The organism is Ramlibacter agri (assembly GCF_012927085.1).
Taxonomy (GTDB): Bacteria; Pseudomonadota; Gammaproteobacteria; order Burkholderiales; family Burkholderiaceae_C; genus Ramlibacter; species Ramlibacter agri.
This window is the reverse complement of record NZ_JABBFX010000003.1, coordinates 945,421-967,372: the sequence shown is the minus strand read 5'-3', so window position 1 is coordinate 967,372 and position 21,952 is coordinate 945,421. Positions and strand designations below refer to the sequence as shown.

The window sequence follows — 21,952 nt, the reverse complement described above, 5'->3', positions numbered from 1 at the left end:
TCATTTCAAGTAAGCCTGATCACCTACAACGAGCGCCTGCAGCGGGCTGCCGCGGAACAGCTCCAGCGCATCTTCCGGTGACGCCGCGATCGGCCGCCCTGCCACGTTGAGGCTGGTGTTGGCCAGCACCGGGCAGCCCGTGAGCTGCTGGAAGCGCGCCAGCAGCGCCTGGAAAGCGCCCTGCTCCGGGCCCACCGACTGCACCCGCGAACTGCCATCGACGTGCGTGATGGCCGGCAGCCCCGCGCCGCGCACGCGCGAGGCCTGCAGCATGAAGGCGTCCGGCACGCCGTCGAAATAGCGTTCGTGGTGTTCCGCCAGCACCGAGGCGCCGAAAGGCCGGTAGGGCTCGCGCTGCTTCATCCGGTTCAGGAGTGCATGGCCCTGCGGCAGGCGCGGATCCATCAGGATCGAGCGGTTGCCCAGCGCGCGCGGCCCCACCTCGCCCTGTCCCTGGTACCAGCCCACCAGCCCGCCCTGCGCCAGCACCTGCGCCGCGACGTTGATGGTGCGGCCCGTAGGCGGCTCCACGCCGGTGTCGGACTGCGCAAAGGGAAAACCGGGCCACTCGAGCGGCGGCAGGCCGTGGCGCCGCCGCAGCCATTCGATGCCGCCCAGCGCCAGGCCTTCGTCGGAGGCATGCGGCGGAATCACGAGCTGCGGGAAGGCCTGCTTCAGCATCGCGTTCCACAGCACGTTCTGGGCGACGCCGCCGGAATAGGAGACCACGTCGTCCAGCTGCGCGTGCTGGCGGAAGAATTCCACCAGCAGCTCGCCGGTGCGGGCATGCACGGTCGCCGCCCAATCGAGCAGCGCGAGACGCGCCACCAGCGGGTCGCCGCGGTGCGCCTCCCAATGCTGCGGCGACCACAGCTCGCGCAGGTCGCCGATGCCGAAAGCGCGCAGCCGCTGCAGGAAGGCCGCGTCCACCCGCCCGTGGGCCTGCAGGCCCATCAGCTTGCCGGCGATGTCGTTGTAGTGGCCGGCGCGGATCCCGAGCAATTTTCCTGCTTCTCGCATCCCCCAGCCGATGGACCCGCGCCGGATGTCGCCGATCGCCACCGGCCGGTCGCCCCGGTAGACGCTCCAGGCGCGGCCATCGCCGACGCCATCGATGACGATGCGCACGTCGGCCAGCCGCGGCTCCAGCATCCAGGTGCTGAGCGCATGCAGCCAGTGATGGCTGACCAGCCAGCCGCGCGGCACGCCCAGGTATTCGCAGACAGCGGGCGCGAGCGGCTCGGCCTCGGACGCGCCCGACATGAGTCGCATCATCGCTTCGGGTGGGACTTGCCCGCGTAGCGCGGGCGGCAGCGAAGCCGGATCGAAGCTGAAGACGAAGTCGTCGATGGCTTCGCAGTCGATTCCCCACAACTCCTCAGCTGCGGGCTTCCAGTCGGCCAACGATCCGAAGTGGAATCGCTTCTCCTGCTGGAGGCGCTCCAGCTTGATGTAGCGAATCGCCTGCCCGTCGAAGTACGCGAAGTTGGCGTCGTGGTGCGGGAGGGCGACGGCGAGGAGTTTCATCACGAGATGATGTACGCCCCCGCCCCCGTCGCCAGCAGCTTGCCTTCGGCACCGCGGAACTCCATGCGGGTGCTCGCCACGCGCGAACCCAGGCGCAGGACCTCGGCTTCGAGCTGGAAGTGTTCGCCGATGCCGGGCCGCAGGTAGTCGATGCGCAGGTCGATGGTGCCCAGCTTGCCGAAGCGGTGCAGGCGCTGCTCGGGCGATTCGTCCATATGGCGCGCGCCGATCGCGGCCATCACCGCCAGCCCGCCCATGGCGTCCAGGCCGGCGCTGATCACGCCGCCATGCAGGCGGTTGTGGAGGTAGTGGCCGACCAGCTCGTTCTTCATGGCGATGCGGCCCACCACTTTCTCCGGCCGCAGGCTCTCGATCTGCAGCCCCAGCACCTGGTTGAACAGGATCCGGTGCTCGAAGATCTCCTTGAGCCCGCGGATGAACTCATCCTCGAATTCTTCCGGCACGGCCTTCATGGCGCAGCCTCGAAAATGAGCAGCACGCGCGCGGGCGCCACCTGCTGCCCCGCCTCCACGTGCACCGCCCGCACCAGCGCATCGCGCGGCGCGGCCACGGCGTGCTCCAGCTTCATCGATTCGATCACCAACAGCGTCTCCCCCTTCTTCACCGCGCGGCCGGCTTCGGCCCGCACCTCGATCACCTTGCCGTTGAAGGGCGCACGCAATTCGCTCGCGCCCGTGCCCGCACCTGCGCCGGCCGGCGGCGCGAAGGACGCATCCTCGATGAACAGGTCCACCGACCCCACCTGCACGTGCCAGCCGCCCTGCGGCAGCGCCACGACGACGGCCTGCGCGGGGCTCACGCCTTCGGCTTCGCGCAGCGGCACGTCGAGCACCACGCCGCGATGGCGCACGCGCAGCGGCCGCTCGAAGGGGCTGGCCAGCGCCGGCGCCGAGCCTTGCGGCAGCAGCGCGGAGAAGGCCGCTTCGGGCGCCAGCACGAACTCCTCTTCTTCCAGCTGGCGGCGGATTTCGTCGCCATGTTCGGCCAGGAAGGGAATCAGCGCCTCGCCCGCCTGGAACACCGGGTGCCGCAGGCAGGCCGCGAGCAGCCGGCGATTGGTGGGCAGGCCCAGCAGCTGCAAGTCGTCCAGGGCGTCCGCCAGCCGCTCGATCGCCTGCTCGCGCGTATCGGCATGGACGACCAGCTTGCCCAGCAGCGAGTCGTACCAGGGCGTGACCTGCAGGCCTTCGTGGATCGCATGGTCGAAGCGCAGCCGCTCGCCATGCAGCGGCGGCGGCAGGAAGCGGCGCACCGTCCCGGGCTGCGGATGGAAGTGGTCGTCCTCCGCGCACAGCCGCACCTCGATGGCATGCCCTTGCGGCTCCAGGTCGCCCTGGCGCAGCAGCAGGCGTTCGCCACCGGCGATGCGCAGCTGCCATTCGACCAGGTCGAAGCCGGTGAGCATCTCGGTGACCGGGTGCTCCACCTGCAGCCGCGTGTTCATCTCCATCAGGTAGAACTGGTCGCTGTCCACCAGGAATTCGACCGTGCCCGCGCCTTCGTAGCCCGCGGCCTGCGCCAGTTCCACCGCGCACGCGCCCATGCGCTCGCGCAGCGCCTCGCCCACCGCGGGGCTGGGGCTTTCCTCGATGATCTTCTGGTGGCGCCGCTGCACCGAGCAGTCGCGCTCGCCCAGGTGGACGCCGCCGCCATGGCGATCGCAGAACACCTGGATCTCCACGTGGCGCGGCGCGAGCAGCGCGCGTTCCAGCAGCAGCTCGCCGGAACCGAAGGCGGCCTGCGCTTCCGAGCGCGCGCTGCGCAAGGCCTGCGGCAGTTCCGCGGCGGCGTGCACGAGCCGCATGCCGCGGCCGCCGCCGCCGGCCGCGGCCTTCACCATCAGCGGAAAGCCGATGCCTTCGGCCTCCAGCAGCAGCCGGGCCTCGGACTGGTCCTCGCCCCAGTAGCCAGGCAACACCGGGACGCCGCGCGCCTGCGCCAGTTCCTTCGCGCGCGACTTGCTGCCCAGCGCGCGCATCGCGCCCACCGGCGGCCCGACCCAGGTGAGGCCGGCGTCTTCCACCGCCTGCGCGAAATCGGGGTTCTCGCTGAGGAAACCATAGCCCGGATGCACTGCGTCGCAACCGGTGACCAGCGCCGCCGCCACCAGCTTGTCGATGCGCAGGTAGCTGTCCGACGAAGCCTGGCCGCCCAGCGCATGGGCGCGCCCGGCTTCGCGCACGTGCAGCGCCTGCGCGTCCGGCTCCGAATACACGGCGACCGTCGCGATGTCCAGGCGATGCGCGGTGCGGAGGACGCGGCGGGCGATCTCGCCGCGATTCGCAATCAGCAGGCGGCGGATCTTCATCCCTGCGCGGGCGGACGCTTGGCCACGCCCATGGTCTTGGCCAGGATGCCCAGCATCACTTCGTCGGCGCCGCCGCCGATGGAAGCGAGCCGGCCGTCGCGGAACATGCGCGCCACCTTGTTCTCCCAGGTGTAGCCCATGCCGCCCCAGAACTGCAGGCAGGTGTCCGGCACCAGGCGGTTCAGGCGCCCGGCCTTCAGCTTGGCCATCGACGCGAGCTGCAGCACGTCCTGCCCCTGCACGTAGAGGTCGCAGGCGCGATAGGTCAGCGCGCGCAGCGCCTCCACCTCGGTCTGCAGTTCGGCCAGCTTGAACTGCACCCATTGCTGGTCGGCCAGCGTGGCGCCGAACAGCTTGCGCTCCTGCGCCCATTCGACGGTCCAGTGGATGCAGTTGGACAGCGACAGCAGGCAGTTCGCGGCGGCCCACAGGCGCTCCTCCTGGAACTGCTGCATCTGGTAGATGAAGCCCTGGCCTTCCTCGCCGATGCGGTAACGCTGCGGCACGCGCACCTCGTCGAAGTAGATCAGCCCGGTGTCGCTGCTCATCATGCCGATCTTGCGGATCTTGCGCGCCACCTCGATGCCGGGCCGCAAGTTGCCCTTGTCGTCGCGCATCGGCACGATCACCAGGCTCTTGTTTCGGTGCACGGGGCCTTCGCCCGTGTTCACCAGCATGCACATCCAGTCGGCCTGCAGGCTGTTGGTGATCCACATCTTCTGGCCGGTGATGACGTAGTCGTCGCCGTCCTTGCGCGCGCGGCTCTTGATGCCGGACACGTCGCTGCCGGCCGCCGGCTCGCTGACGCCGACACAGGCCACCATGTCGCCGGCGATCGCCGGCGCCAGGAACTCGCGCCGCAGCTCGTCGCTGCCGAAGCGCGCCAGCGCCGGCGTGGCCATGTCGGTTTGCACGCCGATCGCCATCGGCACGCCGCCGCACTCGATGTCGCCCAGCGCTTCGGCCATCGCCATCGAGTACGAGTAGTCGAGGGCGGCGCCGCCGTATTCTTCCGGCTTGGTCAGGCCCAGCAGCCCGAGCTGGCCCAGGCGCTTGAAGACCTGGTGGGCGGGAAAGATCTCCGCCGCCTCCCATTCGTCCACGTGCGGGTTGATCTCCTCGGCGATGAAGCGCTTCAGCGTCTTCTGCAGCTCGAGGTGTTCATGCGTGTACTGCATGGCGGTCTCCTTGGCTTACATGCGCGCGACGCCGAACTGCAGGGGCCGCAGGGTCGTGGCATCCGCTTCCGCAATGGTATCCAGGCAGAAGGCCAGCACGGCGCGGGTGTCGCGGGGGTCGATGACGCCGTCGTCCAGCAGCAGGCCGGACGTGTAGAACGCGTCAGCCTGCGCTTCGAACATGGCGACGATCTGGTCGAACTGGGCCTGCGATCGCGCGGGGTCAGGTTGGATGCCTTTGCGCGCCAGTGCGGCTTCGCTGACGATCTGCATGGTGCGCGCCGCCTGCTCGCCGCCCATCACCGCGGTCTTCGCGCTGGGCCAGCTGAAAAGGAAGCGCGGCGCGTAGCCGCGCCCGCACATGCCGTAGTTGCCGGCGCCGAAGGAGGCGCCGCACTGGATGGTGAGCTGCGGCACCGTGGCGTTGGTCACGGCCTGGATCATCTTGCTGCCATGCTTGATCATGCCGCCCTGCTCGCTGTCCTTGCCCACCATGTAGCCGGTGGTGTTCTGCAGGTAGACGATGGGGTGGCCCAGCTGGCACATCCACTGGATGAAGTGCGTGGCCTTGTTGGCGCCGGCAACGTCGATGGGGCCGTTGTTGCTGATGATGCCGACGGCGTGGCCGGCTATGCTGCCTTGGGCGCAGACCGTCGCCGAGCCGTACGCTGCCTTGAACTCGAGGAGCTCGTCGTCGACGAGGCGGACCATGACCTCGCGCATGTCGACCGGTTCCCGCAGGTTCGCCGGCATCAGCGAGAGCAAATCCTCGGCCGTCTCCTTGTCATTGCGGGCTTGACCCGCCATCCATGCCTTGGATTGCGGCTTGCGCCGGAATGACGCGACGAGTTGGCGAGCCAGTCCGAGAGCTTCGCGATCATCCTCGGCCAGGAACTCGCCCAAGCCCGTGACCGCCGCATGCATCTCCGCCCCGCCCAGCTCCTCCTCCGTCGCCACTTCGCCCGTCGCCGCCAGCAGCAGCGGCGGGCCGGCCAGGAAGGCGCGCGAGCGCCCGCGCACCAGGATGACGATGTCGCTCAGCCCCGGCATGTAGGCGCCGCCGGCCGTGCCCGAGCCATGCTGCACGGTGACCACCGGCAGGCCCGCCGCCGACAGGCGCGCGAGGTTGCGGAACAGCGCGCCGCCGTGGATGAAGCCTTCCACCCGGTAGCGCATCAGGTTGGCGCCGGCGCTTTCCACCAGGTGCAGGAAGGGCAGCTTGTTCTGCAGCGCCAGTTCCTGCGCGCGCAGGATCTTGTCCAGGCCCATGGGCTGGATGGCGCCGGCGTCGATGCCGGAATCGCTGGCCACCACCATGCAGCGCACGCCGCTGACGAAGCCGATGCCGGCGATGACGCCGCCGCCGGGCACGGAGGCCGCCGCATCCTTGCTGTCCTGCAGGTAGCCCGCCAGCGCAGCGAGCGGGAGGAAGGGCGCGCCCGAGTCGAGCAGCAGCGCGACGCGTTCGCGCGGCAGCAGCTGGCCACGCTTTTCGAACACCGCGCGCGCTTCGGCGGATTTGCCGGCCGCGCGCTGCTCCAGCGCGCGCAGTTGCGAGACGCGCTCGCGCATCGCCTCGGCGCGCTGCTGCGCGGGGGCGGATTGCGGGTTCCAGCTGGAAACGAAGTTCATTCCGCCTGCAGTGCCATTGGGCCGGGACCATAGCAGAGGTAACGAAGTGCGACAAGCACGGACACGACGCCCGTGGCGGCATCGCGTCGGATGCGGGGAGCGTACGGGCTTTGCCTAACGGCTGCCCAGCACCAGCTCGAACTGCACCGCCGGCAAGGTGAAGTCCCCCAGCTCCGGCCCCAGCGCGATCTCGCCCGCGCCATGCAGCACGCATTCGTCGCGCCGCAGGCGCACCACCGCGTCCGCGCCCTGGAACTGCACGCAGCTGCCGTAGCTGCTCAGGTCCACCGCCACGAAGCTGTTGTTGCGCCATTCGATGCGCACGTGCAGCCGCGACACGCGCGGGTCCATCACGATGAATTCGGCTTCGCGCGAACGGCCGATGTGGATCGGCAGGTCCGCCGTGCTGAAGCCCTGCGCCTGGTCCAGGTAGCGCAGCTCGATGCGCCCCGCCGGTGCCGGCCGGGCCATCATGCCGCTGCGGGGGTCGAAGGCCGGCAGCGTCATCATGTCGGTGGAGGTGTCCTCCTGCCACTCGATGCGGAACAGGTTGCGCACCTGCGCCTTGCCGCGGATCGCCACCGGCCCCAGCGCGTGGAAGCGCGCGCCCGGCGGCGGCGTGCCCGCTTGCCGCACGACCTCCTCGGTCGCCCAGATCTGGCGCGCGCCCGACAGGTCCGACAGGCGCGCGGCCACGTTCACCGCATCGCCGTAGCAGTCGCCATCCACTTCGACGATGTCGCCGCAATCCAGGCCCACCTGCAGCTGCATGCGGCCGGCGGCGCCGCCGTCGCTGACGCGGCGCGCATGTTCGCGCTGCATTTCGACGACGGCGAGGACGGCGCTGGCGGGATCGGGGAACAGGCCAAGCACGCCATCGCCCAGCATCTTGATGACGCGGCCGTCGTGGTCGGTCACCACCTGCGCGATCCACTGCGTGAGGCCGGTGATGGCCTGCGTCGCGGCCTCGTTGCCGAGGGCCTCGAACACCGACGTGCTGCCGGTCAGGTCCGCGAACATCACCGTGGTCTTGGCCGTCATCGCTCCCGAGCCTTGTTATGCCGGGCCAGTTTAGCGCGAATGGCTGCGCAGGCAGGCCGCCAGGTAGGGCGCCGTGCGGCTGGCGCGGTTGCGCGCCACGGACTGCGGCGTGCCCGCAACGACGACCCGCCCGCCCTGCCCGCCGGCGCCCGGCCCCATGTCGATCACCCAGTCGGCCTGCGCCACCACGCGCATCTCGTGCTCGACGACGACCACCGTGTTGCCTTCGTCGGCCAAACGCTGCAATTGCGCCAGCAAGCGGTCGGCATCCGCCGCGTGCAGGCCGGTGGTGGGCTCGTCCAGCACGTACAGTGTGTCGCCGCGATGCGTGCGCTGCAGCTCGGTGGCGAGCTTGATGCGCTGCGCCTCGCCGCCGGACAGCTCGGTGGCCGGTTGCCCCAGGCGCAGGTAGCCCAGGCCGATGTCCAGCAAGGTGCGCAGCGGCCGCTGCAGCGCGGGTTCGTCCACGAAGAAGGCCGCAGCCTCCTCCACCGTCATGCCCAGCACTTCCGCGATGTTCCTGTCCTGCCAGCGCACTTCCAGCGTCTGCGGGTTGTAGCGCGCGCCATGGCATTCCGGGCAAGGCGCATACACGCTGGGCATGAACAGCAGCTCCACCGATACGAAGCCTTCGCCCTCGCACTTGGGGCAGCGGCCCTTGGGCACGTTGAAGGAGAAGCGGCCCGGGTCGTAGCGGCGCTTGCGCGCGGCCGGCGTGGCGGCGAACAGCTTGCGCACGCCGTCGAACAGGCCGGTGTAGGTGGCGAGGTTGGAACGCGGCGTGCGGCCGATCGGCTTCTGGTCCACCTGCACCAGCCGGCGGATCGCGCCCGTGTCGCCGGCCAGCCGCCCCGACCAGTTGCCGTCGCTGGCATCGGGTTCCACGGTCTCGTCGGCCTCTTCCTCTTCGCCCGGCAGCTCGCTGCCCAGGTGCTGCGCCACCAACTCCAGCAGCGCGCGGCTCACCAGCGTGGACTTGCCGGAACCGGAGACGCCGGTCACGGCCGTGAGACAGCCGACCGGGATTGCCACGTCCAGGCCCTGCAGGTTGTTGCGGGTGATGCCTTCCAGCCGCAGCGAGCCACGCGGCGAGCGCAGTTCGCGTTCGGGCAAAGCCACTTCGCCGAACAGGTGGCGCCGCGTCTGCGATTCGCCCACCTGTTCCAGTCCGGCCGGCGGGCCGCTGTACAGGACGCGGCCGCCGCGTTCGCCAGCTTCCGGGCCCACGTCCACCAGCCAGTCCGCCGCTCGCATCAGGGACAGGTCGTGTTCGACGACGTAGACCGAATTGCCGGCCGATTTCAGCCGCTGCAGCGCCGCCAGCAGCGCTTCGCCGTCGGCCGGATGCAGGCCGGCCGAGGGTTCGTCCAGCACGTAGATCACGCCGAACAGCTGCGAGCCGAGCTGCGTGGCCAACCGCAGGCGCTGCAGCTCGCCCGGCGACAGGGTCGGCGTGCCGCGATCCATCGAGAGATAGCCCAGGCCCAGCTCCTGCAGGGTCCGCAGGCGCGCCAGCGCGTCGTGCGCCAGGCGCTGCGCGGCCAGCCGCTTCTCCTGCGACATCGCTTCACGCAACTTGCCTTCGGCGGCGGGCTGCAGCACCTGCGCGACCTGCTCGATCGGCAGGTGCGCCAGTTCGCCGATGTCGCGGCCGGCGAAGGTGACGGCCAGCGCTTCCGGCTTCAGCCGCTTGCCCTGGCACGCCGGGCAGTCGGTGCTGACCATGTACTGCGCCACGCGCTTGCGCATCATCGCGCTCTGGCTGGTGGCGAAGGTGTGCATCACGTAGTTGCGCGCGCTGGTGAAGGTGCCCATGTAGGCGGGCTCGGTCTTCGCCCGCAGCGCCTGCCTCGTCTCCTTGGGCGTGAAGCCGGGATACACGGGCACGCTCGGCGCTTCGTCGGTGAAGAGGATCCAGTCGCGGTCCTTCTTCGGCAGCGAACGCCAGGGCTTGTCGACGTCGTAGCCCAGCGTCACCAGGATGTCGCGCAGGTTCTGCCCGTGCCAGGCCGGGGGCCAGGCCGCGATGGCGCGCTCGCGGATGCTGAGCGAATCGTCCGGCACCATCGACGCTTCGGTGGCGCCGTAGATGCGGCCCTGGCCGTGGCAGCGCGGGCAAGCGCCCTGGGGCGTGTTGGGCGAGAAGTCCTCCGCGTACAGCATCGCCTGGCCCGGCGGGTAATGCCCGGCGCGCGAATACAGCATGCGCAGCAGGCTGGACAAGGTCGTCACGCTGCCCACCGAGGACCGCACGCTGGCCACGCCGCGCTGCTGCTGCAAGGCCACCGCGGGCGGCAGGCCTTCGATGGCGTCCACCTCGGGCACGCCCGCCTGCGCGATCAGGCGGCGCGCGTACGGCGACACCGATTCCAGGTAGCGGCGCTGCGCCTCCGCGTAGATGGTGCCGAAGGCCAGCGAGGACTTGCCCGAGCCCGACACGCCGCTGAAGACCACCAGCGCCTCGCGCGGGATCTCGACGTCGACGTCCTTCAGGTTGTGCTCGCGGGCGCCGCGCACCCGCACGAAACCACGCTCACGCGCGGGCGGCTGCTGCGCCGGCGCGCCGTTCGTCGGTCGTTCTTTTCCCATGCTGCCGCAACTGTAGAGGCATGCGCGCGGCAGGGCCGTCGGCGGCCTCCGAAACAGCTGTAGGAGCCGCGGCCTAAGATGCGGGGATGACCGAGCTTCCCGCGGCGGCCCCGCGCCGCCCCATCCATACCCGCCGCATCCAGTTCGAAGGGTTCCTGCGCGACGACGGGCTGTGGGACATCGACTGCGAACTGTCCGACACCAAGGCCATCGAGATCACGCTGAACGAGCGCGGCGTGCTGCCACCGGGCGAACCGATCCACCTGATTCGCGTGCGCCTGACCGTCGACGACGGCTTCACGATCCGCGACGCGCAGGCCGCGATGGCCAAGGTGCCCTGGGGCGAGTGCCACGAGGCGTCCAGCGAACCCCTGCGCAAGCTGGTCGGCCTGACCATGGGCCCGGGTTGGCGCAAGAAGATCGACGGCGCCATCGGCGGCGTCGCTGGTTGCACCCACATCCGCGAGCTGGTGTTCAACGCGGCGACCGCGGCCTTCCAGATGATCCCGCACTATCGGGAGATGGAAAAAGGCAGCGCCGGCCCGCGCGGCGCCGGCAGCGACCAGCCGCCGTTCTACATGGGACAGTGCATGTCCTGGCGCTTCGACGGGCCGGTGGTGCAGCGCGTGGCGCCGCAGTTCTACCGCCAGCCCAAGGCGGACTGATCTTTCCCTCTTCGCCAGACATGCCTGCAGGCCAGGCGACCTGCAGGCCCACCCGTTCCCGATGCATCCGACTCCCGAACAGAATCCATTGACTCCCGGCCTGGTCCGCCTGATGGCGGCCGGCGCGGGCCTGTGCGTGGCAAGCAACTATTTTGCCCAGCCGCTGCTCGCGCTCTTCGCGCAGGCTTTCGGCCTCACCAGCACGCAGGCGGCGCTGCTGGTGACCTTCGCCCAGCTGGGCTACATCTGCGGCCTGCTGTTCGTGGTGCCGCTTGGCGACCTGCTGGAGCGGCGCCGGCTCCTCGTCACCTGCACCGCGCTGTCGACGGTGTTCCTGGCCGCGATGGGCCTGGCGCCCGGCTTCCACGCGCTGCTCGGCGTCTCGGTGCTGCTGGGGTCGACGACGGTGGCGGCGCAGATCCTGGTGCCGCTGGCGGCGCACATGGCGCCCGATGCGACGCGCGGCCGCGTCGTCAGCACCGTGATGAGCGGCCTGTTGATCGGCATCCTGCTGGCCCGCTTTGCCGCCGGCCTGATCGCCGAAGTCGCCGGCTGGCGCGCCGTGTACCTGCTGGCCGCGGTGCTGATGGCGGGCTTCTGCTGGCTGTGCCAGCGCCGCCTGCCGCGCGTGGAGCCCACCGCGAAGGGCAGCTATCCCGCGCTGCTGAAGACCATCGTGCACCTGTTCCTGGACGAACCGGTGCTGCGCCGGCGCGGCTTGATCGGCGGCCTGCTGTTCGGCGCCTTCGCGGCCTTCTGGACCGCGATGGCCTTCATGCTGCGCGAGAGCTGGCACGCCGGCGAAGCGGCTATCGGCGCGGTGGCGCTGGTGGGCGCCATCGGCGCGATGAGCGCGCGCTTCGCCGGGCGGCTGGCCGACTGGGGCTGGGCGCGCGTGTCCACGGGCGTCTTCGTGCTGCTGGTGGTGGCGAGCTGGGCGCTGCTGTTCCTGGGCACGCATTCGCTCGTCGCGCTGATCGCCGGCGTGGTGCTGCTGGACCTGGGGCTGCAGGGCGCGCACATCTCGAACCAGAGCGAGGTCTACCGGCTGGACGCGAAGGCGCGCAGCCGCCTGACGACCGTCTACATGTCGATGTATTTCTCCGGCGGCGCCGTGGGCTCGGCGCTGACCGGGCCGGCGTATGCGCAGTACGGGTGGGCGGGCGCGTGTGCGATCGGGGCGGCGATGGCGGTGGGGGCGCTGCTCGTGTGGGCGATCGGGGAGTTGCGCTTCCCGATCGCGTCGATGCGGCACGGGTGATTCGCGGACGGGACCGGGACTCGTAGGGTGCGCAGCTCCGCTGCGCACCTGTGACCATGCGGCCGTGTCGCGCGGTGCGCAGCAGAGCTGCGCACCCTACAGGGTCCCGCGCAGGGATGCGTCCGCCCGCGCCAGCAGCAGTTCCCGCTCCCGCTCGTTCCCCGCCAGCTCCGCCGCCCGCAAGAACTCTTCCCGCGCCTCGGCGTGCCGACCCAATTTCGAAAGCAGGTCGCCGCGCACGCTGGGCAGCCACTGGTAGTTGCGCAAGGCCTTGTCCGCGCGCAGGCGGTCGATGATCTCCAGGCCCGCGGCCGGCCCCTGCGCCATGCCGACGGCGACGGCGCGATTGAGTTCCACCACCGGCGACGGCACGATGCGCGCCAGCTCGAAATAGATCGCCGCGATGCGCGCCCAGTCGGTGTCGGCAGCCGTCGGCGCGCGTGCATGGCAGGCCGCGATGGCCGCCTGCAAGGTGTAGATGCCGCCGCCCAGCGCTTCCGCCTGTGCCAACGCGGCCAGGCCGCGGCGGATCAGCAGGTGGTCCCAGCGCGCGCGGTCCTGGTCCTGCAGCAGGATGGGCCGGCCCTCGCGGTCCGTGCGCGCGTTCATGCGCGAGGCTTGCAGTTCCAGCAGCGCCGCCAGGCCGTGCGTCTCCGCTTCGCCCGCGGCCAGCTCCGCCAGCATGCGCGCCAGCCGCAGCGCTTCCTGCGCCAGCGCCGGCCGCATCCAGTCGGCGCCGGCGGTGGCGGTATAGCCTTCGTTGAAGACGAGGTAGATCACCTCCAGCACGGAGGCCAGGCGCGGCTGCAGTTCGGCGCCGCGCGGCACTTCGTAGGGCACCTTCGCTTCGGACAGCGTGCGCTTCGCGCGCACGATGCGCTGCGCGATCGTCGGCTCCGGCACCAGGTAGGCGCGGGCGATCTCGTGCGTCGTCAGGCCGCCCAGCAGCTTCAAGGTCAGCGCCGCCCGCGCATCCGGCGACAGCACCGGATGGCAGGCGGTGAAGATCAGCCGCAGCAGGTCGTCGCCGATGTCGTCCTGCCGCGCCGCGTCGAGCGCGTCGACGAAGTCCGGCACCACCAGCGCCTCCTGCGCCTCCAGGTCCAGCCCCAGCTCCTCCAGCTTCTCGCCGTGCAGCTTGTTGCGGCGGATCTGGTCCAGCGCGCGGCGCTTCGCGGTCGTCATCAGCCAGGCTCCGGGCTTGTCCGGGATGCCCTCCGTGGGCCAGTGTTCCAGCGCGGCCACCAGGGCGTCCTGGGCCAGTTCCTCCGCCACGCCGATGTCGCGCACCATGCGCGCCACCGCGGCGACGATCTTCGCGGACTCGATGCGCCAGACGGCGGCGATCGCCTGGTGGGTGGCCGAATGCATCGGGCGGTCAAGCCTGCGGCGGCGCGGCCTTGGGATCCATCCACACCAGCTCCCAGACGTGGCCGTCGAGGTCCTCGAAGCCGTGGCCGTACATGAAGCCGTGGTCCTGCGGCGCGTTGGGCGCGGTGCCGCCTGCGGCCAGCGCCTTCTTCACGAGCGCGTCCACTTCCTCGCGGCTGTCGCACGACAGGCAGACCAGCACTTCGGTGGCCTTCTTCGCGTCGGAGATGGGCTTCTTGATGAAGGTGGCGAAGAAGGGCTCCACCAGCAGCATCACGAAGATGTCCTCGGACACCACCATGCAGGCGCCCTGCTCGTTGGTGAACTGCGGGTTGAAGTCGAAGCCGAGCGCGCGGAAGAAGGCTTGCGAGCGCTTCATGTCCTTTACGGCCAAGTTGACGAAAATCTTGCGGGCCATCGTTTCTTGTCCTTTCCTTCTTACTGCATGCCCATGTCGCGGAAGCGGTCCGCGGTCTGGGGCTGGATCTTGCCTTCGAAATCTTCCAGTTCGTAGAGCTGGCGCACCTCGATGTGGCACTGCACGCCCTCGCCCACCGGGTTGGGGTAGCGGCGCGTCCATTCCATGGCTTCCTCGCGGCTGCGCGCCTGGATCAGCGTGTAGCCGGCGATGAGTTCCTTGGATTCGGTGAAGGGCCCGTCGACGATGCTCCGCTTGCCGCCATCGTATTGGACGCGCCAGCCCGTGCTGCTCGGTTGCAGGCCGGAGGCATCGAGCAGCGCGCCGGCCTTGGCCAGCTCCTCGTGGTAGGCCGCCATGGCGGCGAACAGCGGCTCGGGATTGGGCGGGAAGCGTCCGGCTTCGCTGTCCGCGGTGGCCTTGACGATGATCATGAAGCGCATGGTTCTCTCCTGGTGGACTAAGCGGCGATCCGCGGCTCTTGCTGGCACGACGAACGAGTCGAGGCGAAATCGACAGGCGAGCGCTCCGGACAAACCCTAGGCCGGATGACAGCCCGCCGCGCATGAGCCAGCATCGCGGCAGTTTCATCAAGGAGGAAGTGATGCGCCTTGCCCGCCTGCTGGTGCTCCCGCTGCTGCTGGCCGTGTCCGCGGCCTGGCCCCAGGCGCGGCCCGCCGCGACCGACGGCCTGGACCTGGAGCAGTCCCGCAACCTGGTCGCGGGCGCCGGCCTGCTGAAGGCGGGCCGCCCGCAGCAGGCCCTGCCCGAGCTGGACAAGGTGATCGCCGCCTACGAAGCGAGCTACCGCGGCGCGAAGACTTTCGTGTTCTCGGCGCGCTCGACGCCGGAGACGCTGGCCTACACCATGAAGGTGGCCAGCAACCAGGCCCAGGCGCCGGGCAGCGCCGGCGTCTATTCCAGCAACTGGGCCAATGCCTACCACCTGAAGGCCTATGCCCTGCTGGACCTGGGGCGTCCCAACGAAGCGCTGGCCGCGGAGACCGCGGCGGTGGAACTGGCGCCGCTCAATGCCATGGTCCTGACCGAGCTGGGCCAGGTCCAGCTGGTGCTGCACGACATGGACGCCGCCATGCAGTCCTTCACCCGCGCCGAGCAGGCGGCGCGCGAGTTCTCGCCGCCCGAAGTGCGCAACCAGGAGCTGACGCGCGCCCTGCGTTCGCAGGCCTACGTGCTGGTCGAACGCAGGCAGCTGGACGAAGCCGAGAAGCTGTACCGGCAATGCCTGGAAGTGGATCCGCGCGACCCGCGCGCGGCGGGCGAGCTGCAGTACATCGCCCGCGTGCGCCAGCAGCAGCCGCCGGCGCAGTGAGGCTTCAGAGGTAGCAGGGACCGGATTCGCGGACTTCGACGCTCGCCCATTCGGCGGCGGGACATTCGCGCGCGATGGCCAGCGCCTCTTCGCGCGTCCTGCAATTCAGGAGGAAGAAGCCGCCGACCATTTCCTTGGCTTCGGCGAACGGGCCGTCCAGCAGTTGCGCCTTGCCGGCGCGCACCTGTACGCGCGTGCCCTTGTCGACGTTCTGCAGCGATTCGACGGCCAGCAGCAGGTCGCGCTGCTTCAGGCCTTCCGCAAATTGCCCCATGCGCGCGTACACCGCTTCGCCTTCGGCGCGCGTGCGCGTGGCCCGCTGGCCGATGGGTTCGTGGATGAGGAGCATGTAGGACATGTCCTCATCATACGCACCGGCTTTACGTCAGCCCGAGACCGGCGAAGCTGCTCTGGAAAGCCGTCGGCTTCGGCGGCAGGATGACCGTGGCCTGCACCAGCTCCGCGCCCTCGAACTCCTCGGACACGAGCGCGCCGCCCACTTCCTCGTCCAGCGCATCGCCCAGCGCCTTGCACGTGCCGCCCGAGATGATCACCGTGCCGGCCACCGCCTTGGCGGACACGGCGATGGCTTCGTCGCGCTCAGGGCCGAGGGCCAGCGCCCATTGGCGCCCTTCGGCCTCGAACAGCGCCAGCGTGCAGCGGCCGGTATGGATGCCGACCTTGAACTGCACGTTCTGTTCGCTGTTCTGCAGGGCCAAGGCCATCCGCAACGCCGCCTTCGGATTCTTGAACATGACGAGGTGGTCCGGGCCCGCGCTCGGGTCGGCCTTGCCCTGGTGGCTGCCCGCCAGCCAGCGCATCTCGCGCTGCAGCAGGGCCGCCGCCTGCTCCGGCACCGGCCGCGAAGCCTGCGCGAACAACAGCGTCAAGGTGCAGTCCTCGAAGCGCACGCCGTCTCCATTGCCTTCCACGAAGAGTTCGTGCCACAAGCTGCGCGGCAGGAACCGCAGGACGCGGGCGGAAAGTTCTTCCAGTTGGGGACTCACGGGATCAGGCTGCACGTTCGGACTCCAGGAGCTTGGCAACGAATTGATGCATCGGATTACAACCGCTTTCAATTCGCGCAAGCTAGGGAGTTCGCGTGGCGTGCCTCCGTGATTTGCCTAGCCCTTTCGCATACACGAGCTCGCGGCCCGCGCCGGCGCTGAAGCCGCCGGAGTCAGCGGCGCGCGGAGCGCAGGCCGCCGCTCTTCATCTGGTTGACCGCCGCATCCGTGCTGGCGCTGCGATCGGCATCGTCCTGGGCGCTGTGCTGGTGGAAGCGCACGCCGGCGATCACCATCAGGGCGACGAAGACGGCCATGTAGCGGTGCTCGTTCTTCTTGGTGCCGCTGAACAGGCCCGCCAGCAATGCCAGTGCCCCGCCGACGAGCAACAGCTTCACGTCGGTATGCAGGGTGCTCAGAAAATCCATCGGTACTCCTGATGAGCCTGCGAGCGTAACCGAGCGGCATGGGCCGATTGCAAGCAGCAGTGCCGGCTTCAGGCGGGCGCGCCCAGCGCGCGGCGGCTCGCGGGGCAGACCGCCATGGCGCCGGCCGCGGCGTTCCAGGCCAGCGAGGCCGCGCGCTCGCGTTCCGGCCCGAGCACGACGACCCAGTGGCGGTCCTGGGCTTCGAAGATGCCCAGGTGGCAGGGCGCGGTGTGGATGCCGACGCGAAAGCGCATGTCCTGCACGCGCTGGCGCAAGGCGGTCGCCATCCGCAACGCGCGCTGCGGATGGCGGAACAAGGTCAGCGAGCTGGGGGCAGCGCTGTAATCTGATTTGCCGTGATAGCTGGTGGCCAGCGCGCGCAGCCCTTGCTGCAGCAGCGCGGCTTCGGGGCCGGTGACGGGATCCTCGGGGTCCGCATGCAGCAGCGTCAGGTGATGCTCCTCGAACAGGACATTGCAGCCTCGCTGCCGTTCGAACACTTCCTGCCAGACCGCGAGCGGCAGGCAGCGCCGCACGCGGATGGCAAGGGCCTCGAGCAGCGCCGGGGTGGAGGCCAGGGCCATGGGGTTCTCCTTCGAATGAAAAAAAAGGGCCGGCCCGCCTGCAGGCGTCCGGCCCCCTCACGCAACGCGCCTTACTTGGCGACGAGCTTGTTGACCGCGGTGTTGCCCACGGCTTGCGCCGAGATGCTGTTGCCGGTCACCACCGTGCTGCCGCCGCCGGCCAGGCCGGCGCCCACGCCCACCATCGCGCCGCGGACCATGGCGCTGATCGAGGCGCTGTTGGTCTGCACGTTGCTGATCGCCGCGCCCTGGCCGTAGCCGGACTGCGTGCCCGCCAGGCTCAGGGAGTTGCTGGCCGTGTTGCCGCTGGCCGTGGCCGCCACCGTGTTGCCGGTGACCGCCGCGGAGCTGCCTTGCAGCGAAGCGCCGTTCAGGAACAGGCCGCCATAGGTGACGGTGGCGTTCAGCGCAGCCGCGTTGGCCTGCGTGTTCAGCACCGACCACGCCGGGCCGTAGCTGTAGCCGGTGGCCGCCGGGGCCGCCACGCTCAGCGCGTTGGCCGCGGTGTTGCCGGAGGCGTCGGCGCTGATGGCATTGCCGTTCACGCTGGCCGTGCCGCCGTTGAGGGCGACACCCTGGCTGTAGCCGTTCAGGCCCTGGCTCACGCCGACGATCGTGCCGCGGCCTTCATAGCTGCCGACCGAGGCCGTGCCGTTGCCGGAGTTCGTCGTCTGCACGTTGCTCACCGAGCCGCCGGCCGCGTTGGCGGCGCTGGCTTCGACAGCCAGGTTGTTGGTCGCCGTGTTGAACGCTGCCTTCGCTGCAACCGTGTTGCCGGTCACCGCGAGGCTGCTGCCGGAGGCCGCGCTGGCGGAGACACCCACCAGGCCCGTGTCGGCATGCGCCGAGACGGAGCCCTGGCCCTGCTGCGAGTTCAGCACGCTGAACTGGCCGGCCACGGTGGCGCCGCTGGCGCTGGCGCTGTTGAAGGCCTCGTTCTGGCCGGCGGACGCCAGCACGCTGTTGTTGCTCACCGTCAGCGGCGCGGCGTAGACGCCGCCCGCCTGCACCACGAAGCTGCCGCCGGCCTGGGGCTGCGAAGCCTGCTCCGCGGAGACGTCGGCCGAGGTGAACTGGCTGTTGTTCACGGTGCCGCCGATGCTGCCGATGGTGGTACCGGCCAGGTTCAGCGTGTTGCTGGCGCTGGTGGCCTGCGCCACGGCGGAGATCGCGTTGCCCGACACGGTCGCCGTGCCGCCTTCCAGGCCGGAGCCCGAGAGGTTCATGCGCACCGACGCTTCGGTTCGCGCCGACACCGAGCCCCACTGGGACTGGTTGTTGACGACGGCGTAGCCGGCGGGCGTGGACTCCATGGCCAGCGGAGCGATCACCGACACGACGTCCGGGTAGTACACCGGCGCGGTGCCTTGCAGCGCGGTGGCCTGCACGTCGAGGCTGTTGGTCGCCGATGCGCCCACGGCCAGGGACTTCACCGTGTTGTCCTTCATCGCCAGCTGCGAGCTCTCGACGGAGCTGTCCACGCTGCGGATGCGCAGCTGGGCGCCATCGACGCGGGCATCGACGCTGGATTCGCCGTACTGGCTGTTCGACACCGCGGCGCTGCTGGCCAGCGTGGTGAAGCCGGTGAGCGAGGCCGCGTTCACGGCGCTGTTGGCACGGGCTTCCGCGGCGATGGTGTTGCCGTTGACGGCCAGCGTGGAGCCGCCGACGTAGTCGTTGCGGTTGCCGGCGCGCTCGATGGCGATGCGGACATCGCTGGCCTGCGCCTGCACCGGGCCGTCGGTGCTCTGCTGGTTCGCCAGGTTGAAGTCGGTGGCGTTGGAGTACGGCATGCCGTACATCGCATAGCCGCTGGACTGGCCCAGGCTGCCGCCGGTGACCGCCAGCTTGTTGCTGGCGTCGTTGGCGGTGGCCGTGGCGAGCGCGGTGTTGCCCGTGACGGCGACGTTGGCGCTGTCCATCGCGCCCTGCACGTGGGCGCCGATCGACAGCTGCTGGCCGTAGCCCGCCAGCACCGACTGCGTGGAGCCGTAGTTGTCCTGCGTGCTGCTGATGTCGGCGATGGAAGCGCCGCTGCCGTACTGGCGGCCCATGGAGCCGGCATCGATGGCGATGGCGTTGCGCACCTGGTTGCCGGCGGCCGTGGCCGTGGCCTGGTTGCCCTGCACCGTGACGTTGCTGCCGATGATGCCGCGCGCGCCCGTCACCGTGGCGGTGGCGAAGCCGGACTCGCTGGTGTTGCTGGCGGTCACGTCGGCGCTGTTGCGCTGGGCGCTGCCGATGGCCTGCACGGCACGGTTGCCGTAGAAGCCCGGGCCGTCGATGGAGTCGCCGTAGTAGTAGGGCGAGGACGACACGTCCATGTTGGCGAACTGCGCGGACAACGTGTTGCTCGCCTGGTTCGCCGTGGCGGCGGCGCCGACGGCGTTGCCCTGCACGGTGATGGTGCTGCCGGCGGCCGGGCCGGTCTGCGCGAACACGCCCGTTTCCATGGCGGTGGCGGAGATGCGCACGTCGTTGGACTGCGCGTTGGCGACTGCCGCGTGGACCAGGCCGTCGGTGCCGGCCAGGCTGACGCCGGTGGCGGCGCCGTTGCCGGTGGCTTGCGCGACGATGGTGTTGCCGGTCAGCGCGATGGTGGCGCTGTCGAGGCGGGGACGGCCGGCGGTTTCACCGTAGTAGCTGCCGGTCAGGTCGGCACCGACGACGCCACCGTAGATGGAGGCGTCGATGGATTGCTTGGAGCCCGTGTTGGACTGCAGGTTGCTGGCCGTGACGCCGCCGCGGGCGCCGGCGTAAGTGCCTTCCCAGGTCTGCGCGATGGCCATCGCGCTGCCGGACTCGGAGTCCACGGACTGCAGGCGGGTGGCCTGCACGGACACGCTGGTGGCGGCGATGTTGCCGGCCGCGGTGGCCGCGATGGTGTTGTTGGCCAGGGTGGTCGAACCGCCGACCGTGACCTTGCGGCCGCTGCCGCCGCCTTGCACGGTGACCTGCGATTCTTCCTGCGAGGCGGAGATCGACGTGTCGTCGTTGCTCTGCACGTTGGCCGCGGCGACGGTGGCGCCGAAGTCGGTGGCCTTCACGTCGACCAGGTTGCCGGCCAGGTTGCCGGTGGCGTCGGCCTTCAGGCTGTTGCCGCTGATGGCGACCGCGGCCTGCGACAGCAGGCGATCCACGTTGGCGGCGACGCCGCTGCCGTAGACGCGGGAAGCCAGGGTGGTGGAGCTGTTGGCCTGGGTGTTCAGCAGGCCGAGGTCGGCGTAGAGGCTGGCGTCGGAGTAGCTGCCGTCGGTGTGCAGCTGCGCGCCGGCACCGAGGTAACCGGAGTCGTAGCCGCTGCGGCCCACGGTGGAGGCGTCCAGCACGATGCTGTTGCCGGCCTGCACGGTGCCGTCGGCCAGGCGGGCGCCGGCGGCGTTGCCGGTGGAGGTGGCGGAGATGGAGTTGCCAGTAAGGCGCAGGGCGGCTGCCAGCGCAGTCGGGCCGGCTTCGTCGTAGCCGCCGAGGTCGGCGGTGATGCGGCTGCTTTCCACCTGTGCGGTGGCGTTCGGCACTTCGGCGCCGTAGGCGGCGAAGCTCAGCGGCCCGGGGGTGACGGGCACCAGGGGCTCGTCGCCCACCGGGATGGGCAGGTAGCGGCCTTCACCGTTGGCCTGCACGTTGGTGACCATGGCGCTCGTGGCGAAGGTGGAACCGCCGGTGGCCTGCACGGCGTTGCTGGCGCTGTTGGCCGCGTAGCCGGCGGAGATGCTGTTGTCCTTCAGGCTCAGGCCCTGTTCGGCCGTGCCGCCGCCGCCCAGTTGCAGGGCGACGTCGGTGTAGCGGACGCTGGCGCCGGAGCCGGCGTTCACGCCGGCCTGCTGCGCCGACTGGTAGGTGGCCACGTTCACCGAGCCGGCGGTGCTGGCGATGATGCCGTCGTTGCTGGTCGAGGCCTGGGCGGCGGCGCCGATGGACGGCTCCACGGAGTAGGAGGAAATCGAGGCGACGGCTTGCGATGCGCCGTAGCCGGCCGGGACCACGCCGGAGGCGATGGACGCGGACTGGTTCAGGACCGCGGCGGCGGAAACGGCGTTGCCTTCGATGGCGACGCTGGCGGGCGTCATGCCGTAGCTGTCGACGCCGATGTGCGAGCCGTCGACACGGGCTTCGGTCTGCGTGCCGTAGCCGTAGGGGTAGGAGTTGTTGCCGCGCACTTGCGAGGTGGCGATGCCGATGCCGTCCTGGCCTTCGGCGCCGCTGCGCAGCAGGGCGAGGTCGGCGCTGGAGGAGTTGTCGCTGCCGGTCGCCTTGGCGGCGATGCTGTTGCCGCCGACGGTGACGCCGTTCGCGGAACCGCCCTGGAAGGTGCCGCCGGCCGACGCGGCCTGGATCAGCGCGGAAACCGATTCCGGGTTCTCCTGCGGCGCCGTGATGGCGAGGATGTAGTCACGCAGGCTCAGCTGCTGCGAGGAGGCGGCGCCGAACGACAGGTTGTACGTGCCGGACGGGCCCCAGGGGTAGGACACCTGGGCGGAAGCGGCACCGGCGGCCAGCACGCAGGCCGTGGCCAGGATCGTGCGGCGGAATTGGACGGACTTCTTCTTCACTTGTTGCTTTCGAGGGGGAATCTGCGAGGGGTGGAT

At 70.1% G+C, this 21,952-nt stretch carries 18 protein-coding genes; 3 read left to right on the top strand and 15 right to left on the bottom strand.

The window, feature by feature from the left end; genetic code table 11:
- The 7 genes from HHL11_RS29135 to HHL11_RS29105 all read right to left on the bottom strand — a co-directional run bounded on the left by HHL11_RS29135 (nt 1) and on the right by HHL11_RS29105 (nt 10,296).
- Nucleotides 1-1,527, bottom strand: coding sequence for a carbamoyltransferase C-terminal domain-containing protein (locus HHL11_RS29135; RefSeq protein WP_169422106.1), 1,527 nt, complete (start codon nt 1,525-1,527; stop codon nt 1-3).
- Nucleotides 1,527-2,000, bottom strand: a complete 474-nt coding sequence (locus HHL11_RS29130) for a thioesterase family protein (RefSeq protein ID WP_169422105.1) — start codon at nt 1,998-2,000, stop codon at nt 1,527-1,529. The genes HHL11_RS29135 and HHL11_RS29130 overlap by 1 nt, the downstream gene beginning before the upstream one ends.
- Nucleotides 1,997-3,850 (bottom strand): ATP-binding protein, encoded by a 1,854-nt coding sequence (locus HHL11_RS29125; protein ID WP_169422318.1) that lies wholly within the window; start codon nt 3,848-3,850, stop codon nt 1,997-1,999. Before HHL11_RS29125 ends, HHL11_RS29130 begins: the two co-directional genes overlap by 4 nt.
- Before the next feature lie 2 nt (nt 3,851-3,852).
- Complete coding sequence (locus HHL11_RS29120; protein ID WP_169422104.1) at nt 3,853-5,034, bottom strand: acyl-CoA dehydrogenase family protein; 1,182 nt, start codon at nt 5,032-5,034, stop codon at nt 3,853-3,855.
- A gap of 15 nt (nt 5,035-5,049) precedes the next feature.
- On the bottom strand, nt 5,050-6,666 hold the full coding sequence (locus HHL11_RS29115) for an acyl-CoA carboxylase subunit beta (RefSeq protein ID WP_169422103.1): 1,617 nt from the start codon (nt 6,664-6,666) through the stop codon (nt 5,050-5,052).
- Nucleotides 6,667-6,780: 114 nt separating this feature from the next.
- Complete coding sequence (locus tag HHL11_RS29110; protein WP_169422102.1) at nt 6,781-7,707, bottom strand: adenylate/guanylate cyclase domain-containing protein; 927 nt, start codon at nt 7,705-7,707, stop codon at nt 6,781-6,783.
- 30 nt (nt 7,708-7,737) lie between these two features.
- Complete coding sequence (locus tag HHL11_RS29105; protein WP_169422101.1) at nt 7,738-10,296, bottom strand: excinuclease ABC subunit UvrA; 2,559 nt, start codon at nt 10,294-10,296, stop codon at nt 7,738-7,740.
- Between the two features lie 86 nt (nt 10,297-10,382).
- On the opposite strand from HHL11_RS29105, the gene HHL11_RS29100 reads away from it, so the two are divergent.
- Together HHL11_RS29100 and HHL11_RS29095 are read left to right on the top strand one after the other, a co-directional pair.
- Entirely contained in the window at nt 10,383-10,961 is a 579-nt protein-coding gene (locus HHL11_RS29100; protein WP_169422100.1) for a DUF2889 domain-containing protein, read from the top strand.
- A gap of 88 nt (nt 10,962-11,049) precedes the next feature.
- On the top strand, nt 11,050-12,222 hold the full coding sequence (locus tag HHL11_RS29095; RefSeq protein WP_169422099.1) for an MFS transporter: 1,173 nt from the start codon (nt 11,050-11,052) through the stop codon (nt 12,220-12,222).
- A gap of 96 nt (nt 12,223-12,318) precedes the next feature.
- On the opposite strand, the gene HHL11_RS29090 is transcribed toward HHL11_RS29095, so the two are convergent.
- The 3 genes from HHL11_RS29090 to HHL11_RS29080 are packed head-to-tail and all read right to left on the bottom strand — an operon-like array spanning nt 12,319 to nt 14,454.
- Nucleotides 12,319-13,593, bottom strand: coding sequence for an RNA polymerase sigma factor (locus tag HHL11_RS29090; protein ID WP_169422098.1), 1,275 nt, complete (start codon nt 13,591-13,593; stop codon nt 12,319-12,321).
- Between the two features lie 7 nt (nt 13,594-13,600).
- The gene (locus HHL11_RS29085; RefSeq protein ID WP_169422097.1) at nt 13,601-14,011 is read right to left on the bottom strand and encodes a VOC family protein; all 411 of its coding nucleotides are present in this window, start codon (nt 14,009-14,011) and stop codon (nt 13,601-13,603) included.
- A 20-nt stretch (nt 14,012-14,031) separates the two neighbouring features.
- Nucleotides 14,032-14,454, bottom strand: a complete 423-nt coding sequence (locus tag HHL11_RS29080; RefSeq protein ID WP_169422096.1) for a YciI family protein — start codon at nt 14,452-14,454, stop codon at nt 14,032-14,034.
- A 122-nt stretch (nt 14,455-14,576) separates the two neighbouring features.
- Here HHL11_RS29080 and HHL11_RS29075 point away from each other — a divergent pair, with 122 nt between their 5' ends.
- Nucleotides 14,577-15,344, top strand: coding sequence for a tetratricopeptide repeat protein (locus HHL11_RS29075; RefSeq protein ID WP_169422095.1), 768 nt, complete (start codon nt 14,577-14,579; stop codon nt 15,342-15,344).
- A gap of 4 nt (nt 15,345-15,348) precedes the next feature.
- On the opposite strand, the gene HHL11_RS29070 is transcribed toward HHL11_RS29075, so the two are convergent.
- The 5 genes from HHL11_RS29070 to HHL11_RS29050 all read right to left on the bottom strand — a co-directional run bounded on the left by HHL11_RS29070 (nt 15,349) and on the right by HHL11_RS29050 (nt 21,916).
- Entirely contained in the window at nt 15,349-15,702 is a 354-nt protein-coding gene (locus tag HHL11_RS29070) for a YciI family protein (RefSeq protein ID WP_169422094.1), read from the bottom strand.
- Between the two features lie 22 nt (nt 15,703-15,724).
- Complete coding sequence (locus HHL11_RS29065; protein ID WP_169422093.1) at nt 15,725-16,366, bottom strand: hypothetical protein; 642 nt, start codon at nt 16,364-16,366, stop codon at nt 15,725-15,727.
- Nucleotides 16,367-16,524: 158 nt separating this feature from the next.
- Nucleotides 16,525-16,779, bottom strand: coding sequence for a hypothetical protein (locus tag HHL11_RS29060; RefSeq protein ID WP_169422092.1), 255 nt, complete (start codon nt 16,777-16,779; stop codon nt 16,525-16,527).
- A gap of 68 nt (nt 16,780-16,847) precedes the next feature.
- Complete coding sequence (locus HHL11_RS29055; protein ID WP_169422091.1) at nt 16,848-17,363, bottom strand: hypothetical protein; 516 nt, start codon at nt 17,361-17,363, stop codon at nt 16,848-16,850.
- 71 nt (nt 17,364-17,434) lie between these two features.
- A complete protein-coding gene (locus tag HHL11_RS29050; RefSeq protein WP_169422090.1) occupies nt 17,435-21,916 on the bottom strand; it encodes a beta strand repeat-containing protein in 4,482 nt (1,493 codons plus the stop codon).
- Between the last annotated feature and the right edge of the window lie 36 nt (nt 21,917-21,952).